The sequence below is a fragment of the Streptomyces sp. NBC_00252 genome, from assembly GCF_036187565.1.
Classification (GTDB): domain Bacteria; phylum Actinomycetota; class Actinomycetes; order Streptomycetales; family Streptomycetaceae; genus Streptomyces.
Genome location: NZ_CP108087.1, coordinates 9,187,332 through 9,204,320 on the forward strand (window position 1 = coordinate 9,187,332; position 16,989 = coordinate 9,204,320).

Here is a 16,989-nt window from a genome sequence, read left to right on the forward strand (position 1 = left end):
CCTGTGGACGTGATGCCACGCTGCTGTGCACCACGCTCACCGAGCGTTCACCTGCTCCTCACCCTTCCTCCCCACCCCTTCTCCTCACCACCCGCGCGCCCGCCGGACGGCCGTACCCCGGCCCGACCCGCTCTCCAGGACTCCACCGAGTCCGACCACCCCACATAAGGAGAACGCCTTGACCCGGCATGACCGTTTTCCGCACCACCCCAGATACACCGCCGCCCTGGTGCTGACCGCCGTCGGCACCCTGCTGGCGGCCGGCATGCAGACCGGTGCCGCCTCCGCCGCTCCCGGCGGCGACCGCGCCCCCGCGAAGATCCTGGCCACCCCCCGGGCCGGAGCGGCCCCGGCCGACCTGTCGCCCGCGAAGCACGCAGCCCTCCTCAAGAGCGCCGGCGCGGCCGTCAAGAACACGGCGCGGACCCTCGGCCTCGGCGCCAAGGAGAAGCTCGTCGTCAAGGACGTCACGCAGGACGCCGACGGCACCACCCACACCCGCTACGAGCGCACCTACTCCGGGCTGCCCGTCCTCGGCGGCGACCTGGTCGTCCACGCCAAGAGCGGCCGTCTCACCGTGTCCAAGGCCGCGAAGGCCGACCTGAACCTGCCCGACATCACCGCGAACGTGCCGGCGGCGACCGTCAAGGCCAAGGCACTCACCACCGCCGAGAAGGCGGGCGGTGAACAGGCCAAGCTCGACAGCGCCCCGCGACTCGTCGTCTGGGCCGCCGGAGCCAAGCCCGTCCTCGCCTGGGAGGCGGTGGTCGGCGGCTTCCAGGAGGACGGCACGCCCAACGAACTCCACGTCATCACCGACGCCGACTCGGGCAAGGCCCTGTTCCACTACCAGGGCATCGAAACGGGCACCGGCACCGGCCAGTTCAACGGATCCGTCCCGCTCAGCACCACACTCTCCGGCTCGACGTACCAGCTCGTCGACGGAGACCGAGCGGGCCACCGCACCTACGACCTGAACCAGGGCACCAGCGGAACGGGCACCCTCTTCACCGATGACAACGATGTCTGGGGTGACGGAACCCAGAGCAACCGGCAGACCGCGGGCGTGGACGTCGCGTTCGGCGCGGCGGCGACCTGGGACTACTACAAGGACGTCTTCGGCCGCAACGGCATACGCAACGACGGGGTCGCCGCCTACAGCCGGGCCCACTACGGCAACGGCTACGTGAACGCGTTCTGGGACGACACCTGCTTCTGCATGACCTACGGCGACGGCTCGGGCAACACCCACCCGCTGACCGCGCTCGACGTGGCCGCGCACGAGATGAGCCACGGCGTCACCGCCGCGACCGCGGGCCTCACCTACTCCGGCGAGTCCGGCGGCCTCAACGAGGCCACCTCCGACATCTTCGCCGCCGCCGTCGAGTTCCACGAGAACCTGCCCGCCGATCCGCCGGACTACCTCGTCGGCGAGAAGATCGACATCAACGGCAATGGCACACCGCTGCGTTACATGGACAAGCCGTCCAAGGACGGCGCCTCCCGCGACTACTGGAGCTCGACGCTCGGCAGCGTCGACGTCCACTACTCCTCGGGCCCGGCGAACCACCTCTTCTACCTGCTGTCCGAGGGCAGCGGCGCGAAGACCGTCAACGGCGTCTCCTACGACAGCCCCACCTCCGACGGCCAGCCGGTCACCGGCATCGGCATCGACAACGCCCAGAAGGTCTGGTACCGGGCGCTCACCACGTACATGACCTCGTCCACCAACTACGCCGGCGCCCGCACCGCGACCCTCCAGGCCGCCGCGGACCTCTTCGGCGCCTACAGCCCGACCTACCTCGCCGTGGCCGACGCCTGGGCGGCGATCAACGTCGGCAGCCGGATCGCCCTCGGCGTGAACGTGGCCCCGATCGCCGGCCAACTCAGCGGCGTAGGACAGGCGGTGTCCCTGCAGACGGACGCCTACACCACCAACTCCGGTGCGGGCCTGACCTATTCGGCGACGGGACTGCCCGACGGGCTGACCATCAGCGACACCGGACTGATCTCCGGCGTCCCGACCACCCTCGGGACCAGTGACGTCACGGTGACCGTCACCGACGACACCGGCGCGAGCGCCACCGCCGCCTTCACCTGGCGCGTGGCCAACATCTACGCCAGCAGCACCCGCGTCGACATCCCCGACAACGCGGGCGCCGTGGAGTCCCCGATCACGGTCACCGGCCGCGACGGCAACGCCTCGGCCACCACCCAGGTCTACGTCAAGATCGTCCACACCTACCGGGGCGACCTCACCGTCGACCTCGTCGGTCCGAACGGCACCGTCTACTCGCTGCTGAACCGTGCGGGCGGCTCCGCCGACAACGTCGACCAGACCTTCACCGTCGACGCCTCCGCCCAACCGGTCGACGGCACCTGGACGTTGCGGGTCCAGGACCACGCGGCGATCGACGTCGGCTACATCGAGCAGTGGCAGCTCACCCCGTGAACAGGCCGGTCCGGCCGCGTAGTTAGCGGCTGAGCGGGCTCCGACCGGACGGCCGCGTCCGGGTGACGGCACACCAGCCGCCACCCGGACGCGGCCACAACTGTCGTACGTGACACGCCAGTTGCGCCGTGCACCCCGGTCACGGTGTGATCAGCTGGTCCTGTTCCAGCAGCGGGGTGCCGCTGTGCCAGTCCAGCGCCTTGCCGAAGCGGACCAACTCGCCGTAGTGCGTGGGGTCCACGTGCTCGCTGAAGACGAGGTCGAGCACCGCGCCCGCGGCCTCGGCCGGGGATTGGGCCTGGCTGAAGTCGCTGAACCAGGGGCGGGACGTGGCCGTGTCGACCATGCCGGGGCAGACGGACGCGATGAGGGTGCCCGTCGCGAGGTCGGGCTCGCGGCGTTCCGCGGCGACCGCGCGGACGGCGGCGACCTGGGCCACCTTGGAGGGCACGTTCAGCCACAGCGGCCAGCCCGCCTCGGCCGTCGTCCCGTGGTGGACGGCGCTGCGCCAGGACTCGACGGCGTACTCGACCTGGTCCAGGCTCGCGCCGTCGAACAGGTGGTGCAGGGCGGGGTCCAGGTGGCCGAGGGTGCCGAGGCTGCTGGCCACGACGAGGAACCGGCCACCGGGGCGCAGGACGGGCCCGAAGGAGCGGAGCATCGCGTGAGTGGCGGTGTTGGAGACGTCGATGAACTCGTCGGCGCGCGCCGCCTGCGACTCCCCGGGCAGCATCCGGGTCACGGCGTTCGAGATGACGATGTCGACCCCGCCGTACCGCCGTTGCAGGTCGGTGGCGAGGTCCGCGATGGCGTCGGTGTCGGTGACGTCCAGGACCCGGCCCTCGACGCGGCTGCGGGTGCCGGGCAGGTTCGCGACCTCCTGGGCCGCGTCGGTCACCCGCCCCTGGTCGCGGCCGGTGAGCAGGACCAGGTCGGCGGGGCCCAGCCGGGCCGCCAGACCTTCGACGAGGGCGCGGCCGAGTCCTTGGTTGGAGCCCGTGACGAGGGCGATGCGTGAAGCGTTCATGTCTGCAACGGTAGGAACTCGCCCAGTGTGCGTCCAACGAAAGTTACGCACCGCTAGTATGCGTAAACGTCATGGACTTCACGGATGTGTCACTCACCGCGCTGCGGGTCTTCCGCGCGGTCGCCGAGCAGGGAACCTTCACCGCGGCCGCCGCCTCGCTGGGCTACACCCAGTCCGCGGTGTCCCGCCAGATCGCCGCGATCGAACGGGCCGCGGGCGCCGAACTGCTCGAACGGCGCCGCGACGGCGTACGGCTCACCCCGGCCGGCCGGGTCGTCCTGCGCCGGGCGACCGTCGTGGTGGACGAGATCGACGCGACCGCGCGCGAGCTGTCCGGGCTGCCCACGGAGGCCGCGACCGTGCGGCTGGGCTGGTTCCCCAGCGCGGGCGCGGTCCTGCTGCCCCGCGCCCTGGCCGCCCTCCGCCGCACCGACCCCGACCTGCATGTCGTCAGCCGGGAGGGCGGCACCCCGGCCCTCGTCCGCGCCCTGCGCGCCGGGAGCCTCGACCTGGCGCTGCTGGCGTCGGCACCGCCGTTCCGCCCGCCGGACACCGAGCCGCCCCCGCTGGTCCTGCACACGCTGACCGAACGCCCGCTGTGCCTCGCGGTCCCCGCGACGCACCCCCTGGCACGCGGCGCCTACGTCGACGTGGCCGACCTGCGCGGCCAGCGCTGGATCGCGAGCCCCTCCTCCGGCGAGGACCGCCTCATGGGGGTGTGGCCTGGCCTGGACGAACGCCCCGAGATCGCCCACACGGCCCGCGACTGGCTCGCCAAGCTCCACCTCGTGGCCGCAGGCGCCGGTTTGACCACGATCACCGGCTCCCTCACCCCCGCCGCCCCACCGGGCGTACGCGTCCTGCCGGTACGCGGCGGCCCCCAGGAACAACGCCGTCTGCTGTTGGCCCGCTTGCCGGGGGCGCCTTCGGCGGCGGTCATGCGGGTGGCGGGGGCGATTCGGGGGGTGGCGCTTGATGCGTACGATCCGGATGCGGGGGCCGTCCGCGAGTGAGCCCCCGCAGGTACGACGGGGTTGTCCAACATGGCCTTCCGCGGGGGAGGTTGACCTCTTTCGCGAGCAGCGTCGCCGCTTGCCCGGGACCGAGTTGGTCAGGCGCCCACCCGCCTCTCCTCCCCAACACCCCTCTGCCCGGCTCCCGTTGACCCCCGCCACAAAACCCCCGCCCCCACCAACACCGCACAGGCCCCCACCGACACCACCCCACCCACAAGAAACGCCCCCCGCACACCCCCGAACCGCAGCACCAGCCCCCCGAGTGCCGCCCCCGCCGCGATCCCCGCGTTGTAGCAACCGGAGTTGGCCGCGAGGGCGATGTCGGTGCGGCCCGGGGCGTAGTGCAGCATGGCGTTCTGGGTGGTCATGAAGACGGGGCCGAGGGCGCCGCCCATCAGGGTCAGGGACAGGACCGCCGGCACCGGGTCGGTGCCGAACAGGTACAGGCCGAGCATGCCTACCGCCTGCGTGGCGACCGCGGTGACCAGCGTGCCCTGGGGGAAGCGGTCCAGGAGTGTGCCGGTGAGGGTCACGCCGATCAGGCATGCGATGCCGAACACCACCAGCAGGGCGCTGACCGCGTTGGGCGAGAACCCGGTGACTTTCCCGAGGAGCCTCACGATGTACGTAAACCCTGCGAACGCCCCCGTCGCGGACAGGGTCCCCGCAGCCAGTACGGTTCCGAACCTACGGGCGTCCGGACGTGTGCCGTAGGCGGCCCGCTCCTCGTCGGGGCGGGTGGTGGGCAGCAGGGCGGCGATCGTCACCAGGGACACGAAGCCCAGTGCCGCCACCACGACGACCGGCGCCGGCCAGCCGTCACGTCGGCCGAGCCAGGTGCCGGCGGGCACGCCGAGCACAAGGGCCAGGGAGCCGGCGACGGACAGTGCTCCGACCACCCGCCCCCTGACCTCGGGTGCGAACAGGCCCACCGCGACCGGTCCCATCACCGCCCAGAACAGCGCCTGGGCGAGCGCGGTCAGCAGGCGGGCCGCGAGGAGCGGGCCGTAGGACGTGGCTGCCGCCGCCACGAGGCTGGACACGACCAGGGCTGTCAGCAGTGCGGTGAGCACATGACGTCGGGGCACACTCCGCATCGCGTGGGCGAGCGGCACCGACGCGACGGCCACCGTCACGCCGTACCCGGTGACCAGGAGTCCGACCGCGGGCACGGAGACCCGCAGGCTGTCGGCGATGAGTTCGAGGAGGCCGATCGGCAGGTTCTCCGCGGTGTTGAAGGTGAAGGCGGCCAGCATCAGGGCCGCGAGGACCGCCGACCTGTGCCACCGCGTCCGTCGCCCCTGTTCCGCGGCCCCGTCCATGGGGTCCACCCCACCGGAGCCGTCCGTCCCGCCGCAAACGAATTCACCGGCGGCCCCCTCCGACGGCGATCATGTGATGCAGGTCACACCAATTCGTTCGGGGTTCCGCGTAATGCGAACGGCACCTGCGAGGTCGTACATGCACACGGCAATCCGGCCGACCTCGCACAGGCAGTGGAGACCGACCATGGACATCACCCTCGAGCAGCCCACCCGAGCCCGGCTGATCACGGCGGACGACACCGAGATCCCCGTGTCCGCCACGCTCCGCTACCTCGCCTCGGACCCGCTGGCCGTGCACCTCGACTTCCCGCCCGACGTCTCCCTCGACGGCGAGGGCGTCACCTGGACCTTCGCCCGCTCGCTGCTGGAGGAGGGGCTGCGCAGGCCGGCCGGCGGTGGCGACGTGCACCTGTGGCCGTGCGGCCGGGACCGCACGGTGCTGGAGTTCCACTCGCCGTTCGGCCTCGCCCTGCTGCACTTCCACACGCCGGAACTGCGCCGCTTCCTGCTGCGGACCTACGAGGTCGTCGCCACCGGGCAGGAGGACATGGACGCCGTCGTCGACCGGGGCCTGACCGCCCTGTTCGGGATCGTCTGAGCCCGCCCCGGCACCACCGGAGGCGGTTTTGACTTTTGTTCACCTCCGGCTAACCGTCCGGGTATGGACCTTGGCGATCACCCCGTGCACCCTTGCGCGCGGTGTGCCGCTCGGGCACGCCTGTGACGAGGGCGGGGCGTATGACACCGATCAGCCGAAGAGGCTTCGTGGGGCTCGGTGCCACCGTGGCGGCGGGCATGGCGACGGGCACCGGCGCACGGCCGGCGGTCGCGGCGCAGCGGGCGACGGCGGCGACCGGCACGATCTCGGACGTGAAGCACGTGGTGATCCTGATGCAGGAGAACCGCAGCTTCGACCACTACTTCGGACGCCTCAAGGGTGTCCGCGGCTTCGACGACCGCAGCGGCATCACGCTGAACGGCGGCTACCCGGTCTTCAACCAGCCCAACGGCGGTGGCCGGCAGTACCCGTGGAAGCTGAGCGCCACCCCGGCAGCGGGCGGCCATGACGGCGAGACCCTCGCCCAGTGCAACGGCGACCTGCCGCACTCCTGGTCATCGCAGCACTCGGCATGGAACAAGGGCCGCCTCGACAACTGGGTCTCGGGCGTGGGCAATGTCCGCTCGCTGGGCTATCTGGACCGCTCGGACATCCCGTTCCACTACGCGCTCGCCGACAACTACACGATCTGCGACGCCTACTTCTGCTCCACGCTCAGCGCGACCGGCCCCAACCGCACCTATCTGTGGAGCGGCAAGGTCGACTCCTCCAGCTACGACGGCGGTGACGAGTCCGGCCTCACCTGGCAGACCTACGCGGAGTCCCTGCAGAACGCCGGAGTGACCTGGAAGGTCTACCAGAACGCGGCCGACAACTACGGCGACAACGGCTGCGCCTACTTCAAGAACTTCGCCAACTCCACGGCGGGCAGCCCGCTTCACGACCGCGGCATGTCCTCCGTCCCGGCCACCACAGGCTCCACCACCGACGACATCGCCGCCGCCATCAAGGCCGACGTCCTCGCGGGCACCCTCCCGCAGGTCTCCTGGGTGGTCCCCAACCAGGCCTTCTCCGAGCACCCCTACGCCCCGCCCGGCGACGGCGCGCACTTCGTCAGCCTCGTCTACCAGGCCCTCGCCGCCGACCCGGACGTCTTCGACTCGACCGTCCTGTTCCTCAACTACGACGAGAACGACGGCTACTTCGACCACGTCCCGCCGCCCGCTCCGCCCGCCGGCACCGACGGCGAGTTCCTCAACGGCGTACCTTACGGCTTCGGCTTCCGCGTCCCGATGATCGTCATCTCGCCCTGGACCCGCGGCGGTTGGGTCTCCTCCGAGGTCTTCGAGCACACGTCGGTCCTGCGCTTCCTGGAGACCTGGACCTCGTCGTTCGGCAAGCCCGCCGCCTGCGCCAACATCAGCACCTGGCGCCGCAAGGTCAGCGGCGACCTGACCGGCGTCTTCGACTTCGCCAACCCGGTCTACGGCGCGGTGTCCCTGCCCGCGACGAGCGTCATCGGCATCTCCACCTGCGGCCCGCTGCCCAACCCGGTGCCGACGAACAACGCCCTGCCCGTCCAGGAGACCGGCACCAGGCCCGCCCGCGCGCTGCCGTACCAGCCCAACGGGTACCTGGATCACCTGGAGTTCGGGACGAGCGGCAAGATCCTCGCCTGGTTCGCCATGACCAACCAGGGCGGCGCCGCGAAGAGCGCCGCCCACCTCTCCATCCACCCCAACGCCTACCGCGACACCACGCCCTGGCAGTACACGGTCGACCCGGGCGGCACCGCCTCCGACTACTTCAACATCGGGACGGGCTACGGCAGCGGCAAGTACGACATCACCATGGTCGGCCCCAACCGCTTCCTGCGCCGCTTCCAGGGCGACGCGACGAAAGCGGGCAAGTCCGCTGAGGTGAGCACCCGTTACGCCGTCGAGCCGGGCACGGGCAAGCTCGCGATCTACTTCAGGATGACCAACTCGGCAGCCGCCTCGGTGAAGTTCACCATCACCTCCAACCACTACCGCGGCGACGGACCGTGGACCTACACCGTCGCCGCGGGCGCGTCCACGGAGGACTTCTTCAACGCCGTGGCGTACCAAGGCGGTTGGTACGACTTCACGGTGACCGTCGACTCCGACGCGACCTGGTCGCGCCGGTTCACCGGCCACCTCGAGTCGGGCGCGGCGAGCGTCAGCGGCTGACGTCGGCGTACAGCTCCGGGCGCGGGGCGAGCTCGACGGCCACCCGGCCGCCGCTCTCCAGCGCCCGGACCCCGGCCTCGGCGATCGCGGAGGACGCGTAGCCGTCCCACACGCTCGGGCCGGTGACCAGGCCGCGCCGGGTGGCGTCGACCCAGGACTGCACCTCGCGGTCGTAGGCCTCCGCGAACCGGACGAGGTAGTCCAGCGGCACGTCCTCGTGGGCGCTGCCCCGGGTGGTGACGACCATCGAGTGGTCCTCGCCGATCCGGGCGCTGCCCGCCTCGCACACGGCCTCGCAGCGCACCTGGTAGCCGAAGCCGCTGTTGACGAAGATCTCGACGTCGACCAGGGCGCCGCCGTCGGTCTCGAAGAGGACGAGCTGCGGGTCGATCAGGCCCTCGGGGGCGTTCGCCGACGAGCGCGGGCTGAGCACGGTCACCGCGGTGAGTTCCTGGCCGAGCAGCCAGCGGGCCGCGTCGATCTCGTGCGACACCGAGCTGTCGATGAGCATCGCCGAGGTGAAGTACGACGGCGACGACACATTGCGGTGGGTGCAGTGCAGCATCAGGGGGCGGCCCAACTGCCCGCCGTCCAGCAGGGACTTGAGACGCTGGTACTCCGCGTCGTAGCGCCGCATGAACCCGATCTGGGCCAGCCGCCGCCCGAGCCGTGCCTCCGCCTCCACCACGCGCAGCGCGCCGGTGGAGTCCGGCACCATGGGCTTCTCGCACAGCACCGGAAGGCCGCGCTCGAAGGCCGCGAGCAGCGCCTCCTCGTGCGCGGGACCCGGCGAGGCGATGAGTACCGCCTCGACCCCGGGAGCGTCCAGCGCGGCCACGGCGTCCTCGTGCACCGTGACCGCGTCCAGGCCGGCCGCCGCCTCCTTGGCGCGATCCGTGTCCGGGTCGGCCACGGCGGCGACCCTGGCGCCACTCACCACCTGATCGAGGCGTCGTATGTGGTCGGCTCCCATGTGTCCCGCACCCAGTACGGCCACACCCAGCAGGTCACCCACGTGCGCACTCCCTCTCCGTCGACGATCACGCCGTAGCGTACGCCGGACGGGAGGGGCGGCCTCAGGGGTGCGGGGAGGCCTCGGGAGTGCGCCGGTCTCCACGGGGCGGAGGGCTCAGTAGCGCAGTACGCCCGCGATGCCCTCCGCGTCGGTCAGGGTGCCGTCGGGGACGAAGCGGACCTCGGCGCCGGTCTCCAGGCACTGTTCGACGATCTCGTCCACGATGTCCTCGCGGGCGTCGAGGTCGCCGCTGTCGGCCGGGACCAGGTGGTCGCCGTGGTCGTCGCGGACCGTGACGCGGTAGTTCTCCTCGACGGCCAGCAGCCGGACCCGGCCCTCGCGTGCGTTCTGCCAGACCTCGTCGACGCCGGCCGCGAACTCCTTGCGCCCGCGCGCCGATTCGAGCTCGCGGGTCACGGTGACGGTGCTCTTGCGCGCCTCAGCGTCGACCAGCGGCCGTACGGCCTGCCACACGGCGTCGGGTGTGCCGTGCGCGAGGCCGCCGTGCGCGATGTGCACCGCGTCCTTGGTGGCGCTGCCGACCTCGTCGAAGGCGGACAGGGCGGCCTGGTCGCCGGTGACGTAGAGCGGGCGGCGGTGCTCGCGCAGGATCCGGCCCATCGCGGTGTCCGCCTCGCGCAGGAAGTGCCGGGTGTCCTCGTCGCGGAAGGTGCTCGGGATGTCGCCGATCCGCTCCTGGCGCTCGGCGTCGAAGTTGTCCCGGTGGTCGCGGGTCAGCGGGAAGCCGCCGGTGTGGGTCTCGGTGACCCGGTCGACCCCGCCGTTCCACAGCGTCACGCGGTCCGCGGCGAGCGACAGCACCCAGAACGGGCGCTCTGAGGCCTGCGCGGAGACGAGATTGCGGGTCAGGAAGGTGTCCGAGAGCACCACACGCTCCGGCACGGACCTGGCGAGGGACCACACCTGGTGCTCACCCGGCGCGGCGAAGATCACCAGCCCGTCCTCGGCGTGCGCCAGATCGACCTCGGCGAGGGCCTGGTCGAGCTGCCGGGAGACGTCGATGCGCCGCTCCCGGGGGACCGCGGGATCGGTCTCCAGCTGCTTCTTGGCCTCGGCCAGCACATTGCGCAGCCGGACCGGATCCTGGGCGTTGTCGGGCTCGCGACGATGTGTCGGGGTGAGCACGGAGACCGCGGGGTAGGGGCGCGGGCGCCGCAGTTCGGTGAGGGTGGCGGGACTCAGTGCGTGCTCCATAACAGCACGATAGGGCCGATTCACGGATGGGGCATATGGGGGAAGCCCGCCAGGCAAACGGGGCAATTCATTGCTAACGTCCCTCGGGTCGCGCGAGCCGCCGAGGACGCCCCTTGTTCTCCGTCCTCCGACCTCCGGAAGGGTGTGTGCACCGTGACCCGACAGGACTCCGTGGACCGGCACACGTACGGCGTCCACTCCGAGGTCGGCCGGCTGCGCAAGGTGCTCGTCTGCGCACCCGGCCTCGCCCACCGCAGGCTCACCCCGACCAACTCGGACGACCTGCTCTTCGACGACGTGATGTGGGTCGAGAACGCCCAGCGCGACCACGCCGACTTCGTCAACGAACTCCGCGAACGCGGCGTCGACGTCGTCGAGTTGCACGAACTGCTCGCCCAGACCATGACGATCCCCGCCGCCAAGGACTGGCTCCTGGACCGGAAGATCGTCGCGAACGCGGTCGGACTCGGGATCGTCGACGCGACCCGCGCCTATCTGGAGAGCCTTGAACCGGCCGAACTGGCCCGGTACTTGATCGGCGGCCTCGCCACCACCGACCTCCCGGACGAGTACCGCACCGACCACATGGCCCTCGTCCGCGAGTCGACCGGCGTGCGCGAATACCTGATGCCGCCGCTGCCCAACACCCTCTACACCCGCGACACCACCTGCTGGCTCTACGGCGGCCTCACCCTCAACCCGCTGTACTGGCCCGCCCGGCACGACGAGACCCTCCTGATGAAGGCGGTCTACACCTTCCACCCCGACTTCGCGGGCTCCGTCGTCTGGTGGGGCGACCCCGAACTCGACTGGGGGCAGGCCACGTTCGAGGGCGGCGACATCATGCCCGTCGGCAACGGCGTCGTCCTCATGGGCATGAGCGAGCGCACCTCGCGCCAGGCCATCACCCAAGTCGCCAAAGCCCTCTTCGAGTTGGGCGCCGCCGAGCACGTCGTCGTCGCCGGGATGCCGAGGCTGCGCTCCGCGATGCACCTCGACACCGTCTTCACCTTCGCCGACCGCGACCTGGTGACCCTCTACCCGGCCATCATGGACGCGGTCCACACCTTCTCCCTGCGCCCCGGCGACAGGGCCCCCGGCATCGACATCGTCGACGAGGGACAGGCGCCGTTCACCGACGTCGTCGCCAAGGCGCTCGGCCTGCCCGCGCTGCGGATCGTGGAGACGGGCGGCGACGACTACGCCTCCGAGCGCCAGCAGTGGGACAGCGGCAACAACGCGGTCGCGCTGGAACCGGGCGTGGTCTTCACCTACGACCGCAACACCCAGACCAACGCCCTGCTGCGCAGAGCGGGCGTCGAGGTCATCACGATCGTCGGCGCCGAACTCGGGCGCGGCCGGGGCGGCGGCCACTGCATGACCTGCCCGATCGTCCGGGACCCGGTGGAGTTCTGACGTTCGCGGCGGCGACGGGATGTTGAGCAACTCTTTGCCCATGGCCGATTCCTGACGAGCGCGGCCCGGTGGGGCCCCGTTCCGTGGATCTCGGGTGCGCAAAGCGCGGCTCAAAACCGGGGGTCGGGGCGGCCGTTCAGGTTACGGGCGTGTTGACCGGCCCGGTGGGTGTGACACACGCTCGTCATATAGGTGCTGGATACAACTGGTTCGGCGGATGCGGGTCGGGCGTGCGGGAACACGCAGGTGAACACCCCCGTTTCCGGCGGACCGAACGCAGGAGGTAACGCATGTGCGGCATCACCGGCTGGGTCTCCTTCGACCGTGAACTGCGCTCCGAGGCCGCGACATTGGATGCAATGACGGAGACGATGGCCTGCCGCGGCCCGGACGACCGAGGCACCTGGGTTCAGGGTCCCGCCGCCCTCGGACACCGCCGGCTCGCGATCATCGACCTGCCCGGCGGACGTCAGCCGATGACCGCCGACACGGCGGACGGCACGGTCGCGCTCGTCTACTCGGGGGAGGCCTACAACTTCACCGAGCTCCGCCGCGAACTCGCCGACAGGGGACACCGGTTCACCACCGACTCCGACACCGAGGTCGTCCTGCGCGGCTACCTCGAATGGGGCGACGGCGTCGCCGAACGCCTCAACGGCATGTACGCCTTCGCGATCTGGGACAGCCGCCGCGACCAACTCGTCATGATCCGCGACCGGATGGGCATCAAGCCCTTCTACTACCACCCGACCTCGGACGGCGTCCTGTTCGGCTCCGAACCGAAGGCGATCCTCGCCAACCCGCTGGCCCGCCCCAAGGTCACCCTGGACGGACTGCGCGAACTCTTCACCATGATCAAGACCCCCGGACACGCCATCTGGGACGGCATGCGCGAGGTCGAGCCCGGCACCGTCGTCACCGTCGACCGATCCGGTCTACGGCGGCGCGTCTACTGGCAGTTGGAGACCCGCCCGCACACCGACGACCGCGACGCCACCGTCGCCCACGTCCGCACGCTCCTCGACGACATCGTCCGCCGCCAGCTCGTCGCCGACGTACCGCGCTGCACCCTGCTCTCCGGCGGCCTCGACTCCTCCGCCATGACCGCGATCGCCGCCCGCCAACTCGCCGAGCACGGCGAGAAGGTGCGCAGCTTCGCCGTCGACTTCGTGGGCCAGAACGAGAACTTCGTCGCCGACGAACTGCGCGGCACCCCCGACACCCCCTACGTCCACGACGTGGCCCGCGCCTCCGGCACCGACCACCAGGACATCGTCCTCGACGCACAGGCACTCGCCGACCTCGACGTCCGCGCGAAGATGCTCCGCGCCCGCGATCTCCCCCTGGGCTTCGGCGACATGGACTCCTCGCTGTACCTGCTCTTCCGCGCCATCCGCGACCAGTCCACGGTCGCCCTGTCCGGCGAGTCCGCCGACGAGGTCTTCGGCGGCTACCTCCAGTTCTTCGACGAGGAGGCCCGGCGCGCCGACACCTTCCCCTGGCTGGTCCGCTTCGGCCAGCACTTCGGCGACGACTCCGACGTCCTGCGCCCCGACCTGACCAAGGCCCTCGACACCCAGGCGTACATCGCGGACGGCTACCGCACCGCCGTCGCGGGCATCCAACGCCTGGACGGGGAGAGCGACTTCGAGTACCGCATGCGGCGCATCTGCCACCTCCACCTCTCCCGCTTCGTCCGCATCCTCCTGGACCGCAAGGACCGCGCGAGCATGGCCGTCGGCCTGGAGGTCCGCGTCCCGTTCTGCGACCACCGGCTCGTCGAGTACGTCTTCAACACCCCCTGGGCCCTCAAGTCCTACGACGGCCGCGAGAAGACCCTGCTCAGGGAGGCCACCGCGGACGTCCTCCCGCAGTCCGTCTACGACCGGGTCAAGAGCCCTTACCCGTCCACCCAGGACCCGAAGTACGCGGTCGCCCTCCAGGACCACGCCAAGGACCTCCTCGCCCGGCCCTCCCACCCGGTCTTCGACCTCGTCGACCGCGAGAGGCTCCGCCAGGCCGCCCACCGCGACACCCCCATCGTCACCCAGGCGGGGCGCCGCGGCCTGGAACGCGCCCTCGACCTGGCGCTCTGGATGGACCTCTACAAGCCCGAGATCTCCCTCGCCTGACCTCAGGGCGCGGGCACGGTGTCCGGCGGGCACGAACTCCCGCTGGGCGGCAGGGAACCGTAGAGCAGGAAGTCGTCGACCTTGCCGTGCACGCACTTCGAGGACGCGTAACCGGTGTGGCCCTCGCCCTTGTTGTCGAGGACCACGGCCGAGGACCCCAGCCGCTGGGCCGTCTCCACGGTCCAGCGGTACGGCGTCGCCGGGTCGCCCCGGGTGCCGACGAGCAGCATCTTCGACGTGTCCACGTCCTTGACGTCGTCGCGGATGTAGTCGGTGCCCTTGGGGCGGCCGTAGCACATCAGCACTTCGGTGAGCCGGTAGCGGCCGAAGACCGGTGACGCCTCCTCGTACTGGGCGCGCAGCGCGTCCAGGTGCTTGGTGATCTGGTCGGCGGTGGGGCGGTCGGGGTCGTCGGCGCAGTTGACGGCCATCAGGGCGGCCGGGAGGTTGTCGAGCGGGACGTCCTGCGCGTCGGTGATCCCGCCGCTGCCGCCGAGCCGGGGGACACCGGTGCCGCCGGAGGAGAACCCCATGACGGCCCGCGTGTCACCGTCCTCCACCAGGGAGGCGATGGCCCGCTCCAGCGCCGGCCACAACTGCCTGCTGTACAGCGCCTGGCTGATGGAGCCGACCAGGTCCTGGCCGGAGAACGTGTCGCCGAAGTCGGTCTGCACCGGGTCCTTGTCGAGGGAGCGGACCAACTGGACGGCCTTGTCCGGCGCCTCGCGCGCGTCCGTCCCGAAGGGGCAGGCGATGTCCTGCACGCACCAGTCGAGGAAGTCCTCCAGCGCCGTCTGCTGTCCCTGGGCGCCCGCGACGCCCTGCTCGGACAGCGGTTCGGTGAGGGTGTCGACGCCGTCGAGCACCAACCGGCCGACCTTCTCGGGGAATTGGGCCGCGTACACCGCGCCGAGCCGCGTCCCGTACGAGAAGCCGAGGTAGTTGAGCTTCTTGTCGCCGAGGGCCTGGCGCATCACGTCCAGGTCCCGGGAGGCGTTGACCGTGCCGATGTGCGGCAGGACGGGGCCGGAGTACTTGGCGCAGGTCGCCGCCGCCTTCCGCAGCTGCCGCAGGACGACCTTCGGGTCACTGCTGTCCGAGGGGTCCTCCTCGGCCGCGGTCGAGCCCTCCTCGGTACCCGCGCCGCAACTCACCGGCGAGGACTGGCCGACGCCGCGCGGATCGAAGGTGACGACGTCGTAGCCGTTCGTCAGATCCATGAACTCCTTGCCGTCCGAGGCGAGTTCACTCACGCCCGCGCCACCGGGACCGCCGAAGTTCAGCAGCACGGAACCCCGCGACTTGCCGGTCGCGCGGTACCGGGCCAGCGCGAGGTCCAGCGTGCGCGCGCCGGGCTTCGCGTAGTCGAGCGGGACCGTGACCTTCCCGCACTGCAGATCCTTGGGCGCGTCCATGTCCTTGCACGCGGCCCACTTCACCTTCTGCCGGTAGAACCGGGACAGGTCGGGCTGCGGCCGGTCGTCGGCCGTGGCGAGCGCGGGCACCCCCGCGCCGAGCAGCGCCAGCGTGAGGACCCCGGTGAACGCGCGGCGCCGGAACGCGGGCCGCGTTGACAGCTTGGCCAGCATCAATGCCTCCAAGAACGCGCCGTGACCAGCGCCTTCGATCACGATAAGGGCGCCACACGGGCCCCGCCTCCCGGCGAGCGGGGTGGCGAACGGTGCCGTATTCTGCGCTCCTTCCATAGTCCTAAGCGGTTTTCCGACTAATGGTTTTCGACTGATCAGTAATCGTTACGAGTAGTTCGATAACCGCGACGCCCGATGGGGTGAAAGGAGGACAAGCCATAACCCGCATGGTGCGCCCGCGTTTTATCCGGTGCGGGTGTGTGCCCGCTACATCTCTGGAAGGCAGGGAACCTATGAAACGGGTTACCCGAAACGGTGTGATCGCCGTCGCCGCCGCATCCGGTGCGCTGGCCGCGGCGATGCCGGCGTTCGCGGACTCCGGTGCGGACGGCGCCGCGGTCGGTTCGCCCGGGGCGATCTCCGGCAACACCATTCAGCTCCCGGTGCACGTACCGGTGAACGTGTGCGGGAACACCGTGAACGTGGTGGGACTCCTCAACCCCGCCGCGGGGAACAGCTGCGCCAATGACAGCGGAGCGAAATCCGCGGGCGTCCACAGGAGCGGCGGCAGGAACACAGGTGAGACGCACGGCGGTGCCGTCGCACAGGGCGGCGAAAAGGATTCGCCGGGTCTGCTCTCCGGCAACGGGGTGCAACTCCCGATCCACCTCCCCGTCAACCTCAGCGGCAATTCCGTGAGCGTGGTCGGCGTCGGCAACCCGAGCGTGGGCAACCACTCCGAGAACACCTCGGGCGACCACCCCCACCACCTCGCGCCGCCGACCCCCGCGCCGCCCGCGCCGCCCGCGCCGCCCGCGCCGGCGAAGCCGCACCCCGGCCCGGAGGCGATGACGGAGGTGAGGGGACACCCCGCCCAGCCCGTAGCCGAGGCGTCCCTCGCCCACACGGGCGCCGACGGCACCATCCCGGCTGCCGCCGCGAGCGCGGCTCTCCTCTTGGGCGGCGCCGCCCTCTACCGGCGCTACCGCCCCAGGGCGGGACGCTGACCTCAGCACCCGCACCAGGACGGAAG

The 16,989-nt window shown here is 71.0% G+C and carries 12 protein-coding genes; 7 read left to right on the plus strand and 5 right to left on the minus strand.

Going from position 1 to position 16,989, the window contains the following annotated elements:
- Positions 1–178: 178 nt before the first annotated feature.
- Positions 179–2,452 (plus strand): M4 family metallopeptidase, encoded by a 2,274-nt coding sequence (locus OHT77_RS40895; RefSeq protein WP_328833406.1) that lies wholly within the window; start codon positions 179–181, stop codon positions 2,450–2,452.
- A gap of 139 nt (positions 2,453–2,591) precedes the next feature.
- On the opposite strand, the gene OHT77_RS40900 is transcribed toward OHT77_RS40895, so the two are convergent.
- Entirely contained in the window at positions 2,592–3,479 is an 888-nt protein-coding gene (locus tag OHT77_RS40900) for an SDR family NAD(P)-dependent oxidoreductase (RefSeq protein ID WP_328833407.1), read from the minus strand.
- 71 nt (positions 3,480–3,550) lie between these two features.
- On the opposite strand from OHT77_RS40900, the gene OHT77_RS40905 reads away from it, so the two are divergent.
- Complete coding sequence (locus tag OHT77_RS40905; protein WP_328833408.1) at positions 3,551–4,492, plus strand: LysR family transcriptional regulator; 942 nt, start codon at positions 3,551–3,553, stop codon at positions 4,490–4,492.
- A 98-nt stretch (positions 4,493–4,590) separates the two neighbouring features.
- Here the strand turns inward: OHT77_RS40905 and OHT77_RS40910 are convergent, their stop codons facing one another.
- Positions 4,591–5,751 (minus strand): MFS transporter, encoded by a 1,161-nt coding sequence (locus OHT77_RS40910; RefSeq protein WP_443048227.1) that lies wholly within the window; start codon positions 5,749–5,751, stop codon positions 4,591–4,593.
- A 253-nt stretch (positions 5,752–6,004) separates the two neighbouring features.
- Between OHT77_RS40910 and OHT77_RS40915 the strand changes: the two genes are divergently transcribed.
- Together OHT77_RS40915 and OHT77_RS40920 are read left to right on the plus strand one after the other, a co-directional pair.
- On the plus strand, positions 6,005–6,418 hold the full coding sequence (locus OHT77_RS40915) for an SsgA family sporulation/cell division regulator (RefSeq protein ID WP_328833410.1): 414 nt from the start codon (positions 6,005–6,007) through the stop codon (positions 6,416–6,418).
- 140 nt (positions 6,419–6,558) lie between these two features.
- Positions 6,559–8,589: a phosphocholine-specific phospholipase C gene (locus OHT77_RS40920; protein ID WP_328833411.1), complete on the plus strand. Its 2,031-nt coding sequence runs from the start codon at positions 6,559–6,561 to the stop codon at positions 8,587–8,589.
- Here the strand turns inward: OHT77_RS40920 and OHT77_RS40925 are convergent.
- Positions 8,579–9,604, minus strand: coding sequence for a Gfo/Idh/MocA family protein (locus OHT77_RS40925; protein WP_328833412.1), 1,026 nt, complete (start codon positions 9,602–9,604; stop codon positions 8,579–8,581). The two genes, OHT77_RS40920 and OHT77_RS40925, sit on opposite strands and share 11 nt — an antisense overlap.
- Positions 9,605–9,718: 114 nt before the next feature.
- Complete coding sequence (locus OHT77_RS40930) at positions 9,719–10,819, minus strand: baeRF3 domain-containing protein (protein ID WP_328833413.1); 1,101 nt, start codon at positions 10,817–10,819, stop codon at positions 9,719–9,721.
- 153 nt (positions 10,820–10,972) lie between these two features.
- On the opposite strand from OHT77_RS40930, the gene OHT77_RS40935 reads away from it, so the two are divergent.
- Both OHT77_RS40935 and asnB read left to right on the plus strand, forming a co-directional pair.
- Positions 10,973–12,235, plus strand: a complete 1,263-nt coding sequence (locus OHT77_RS40935) for an arginine deiminase (RefSeq protein WP_328833414.1) — start codon at positions 10,973–10,975, stop codon at positions 12,233–12,235.
- Positions 12,236–12,525: 290 nt separating this feature from the next.
- Positions 12,526–14,367 (plus strand): asparagine synthase (glutamine-hydrolyzing), encoded by a 1,842-nt coding sequence (gene asnB, locus OHT77_RS40940; RefSeq protein WP_328833415.1) that lies wholly within the window; start codon positions 12,526–12,528, stop codon positions 14,365–14,367.
- Positions 14,368–14,369: 2 nt separating this feature from the next.
- Here the strand turns inward: asnB and OHT77_RS40945 are convergent, their stop codons facing one another.
- A complete protein-coding gene (locus OHT77_RS40945) occupies positions 14,370–15,956 on the minus strand; it encodes an alpha/beta hydrolase (protein WP_328833416.1) in 1,587 nt (528 codons plus the stop codon).
- Between the two features lie 317 nt (positions 15,957–16,273).
- Between OHT77_RS40945 and OHT77_RS40950 the strand changes: the two genes are divergently transcribed.
- Complete coding sequence (locus OHT77_RS40950) at positions 16,274–16,963, plus strand: chaplin (RefSeq protein WP_328833417.1); 690 nt, start codon at positions 16,274–16,276, stop codon at positions 16,961–16,963.
- Positions 16,964–16,989 lie beyond the last annotated feature (26 nt).

Bases quoted from the DNA above. Each gene is read 5' to 3' on its own strand.
- OHT77_RS40915 (WP_328833410.1), top strand. From the start codon at position 6,005: ATGGACATCACCCTCGAGCAGCCCACCCGAGCCCGGCTGATCACGGCG.
- OHT77_RS40910 (WP_443048227.1), bottom strand. From the start codon at position 5,751: ATGCTGGCCGCCTTCACCTTCAACACCGCGGAGAACCTGCCGATCGGC.
- asnB (WP_328833415.1), top strand. From the start codon at position 12,526: ATGTGCGGCATCACCGGCTGGGTCTCCTTCGACCGTGAACTGCGCTCC.
- OHT77_RS40905 (WP_328833408.1), top strand. From the start codon at position 3,551: ATGGACTTCACGGATGTGTCACTCACCGCGCTGCGGGTCTTCCGCGCG.
- OHT77_RS40920 (WP_328833411.1), top strand. From the start codon at position 6,559: ATGACACCGATCAGCCGAAGAGGCTTCGTGGGGCTCGGTGCCACCGTG.
- OHT77_RS40930 (WP_328833413.1), bottom strand. From the start codon at position 10,819: ATGGAGCACGCACTGAGTCCCGCCACCCTCACCGAACTGCGGCGCCCG.
- OHT77_RS40900 (WP_328833407.1), bottom strand. From the start codon at position 3,479: ATGAACGCTTCACGCATCGCCCTCGTCACGGGCTCCAACCAAGGACTC.
- OHT77_RS40945 (WP_328833416.1), bottom strand. From the start codon at position 15,956: ATGCTGGCCAAGCTGTCAACGCGGCCCGCGTTCCGGCGCCGCGCGTTC.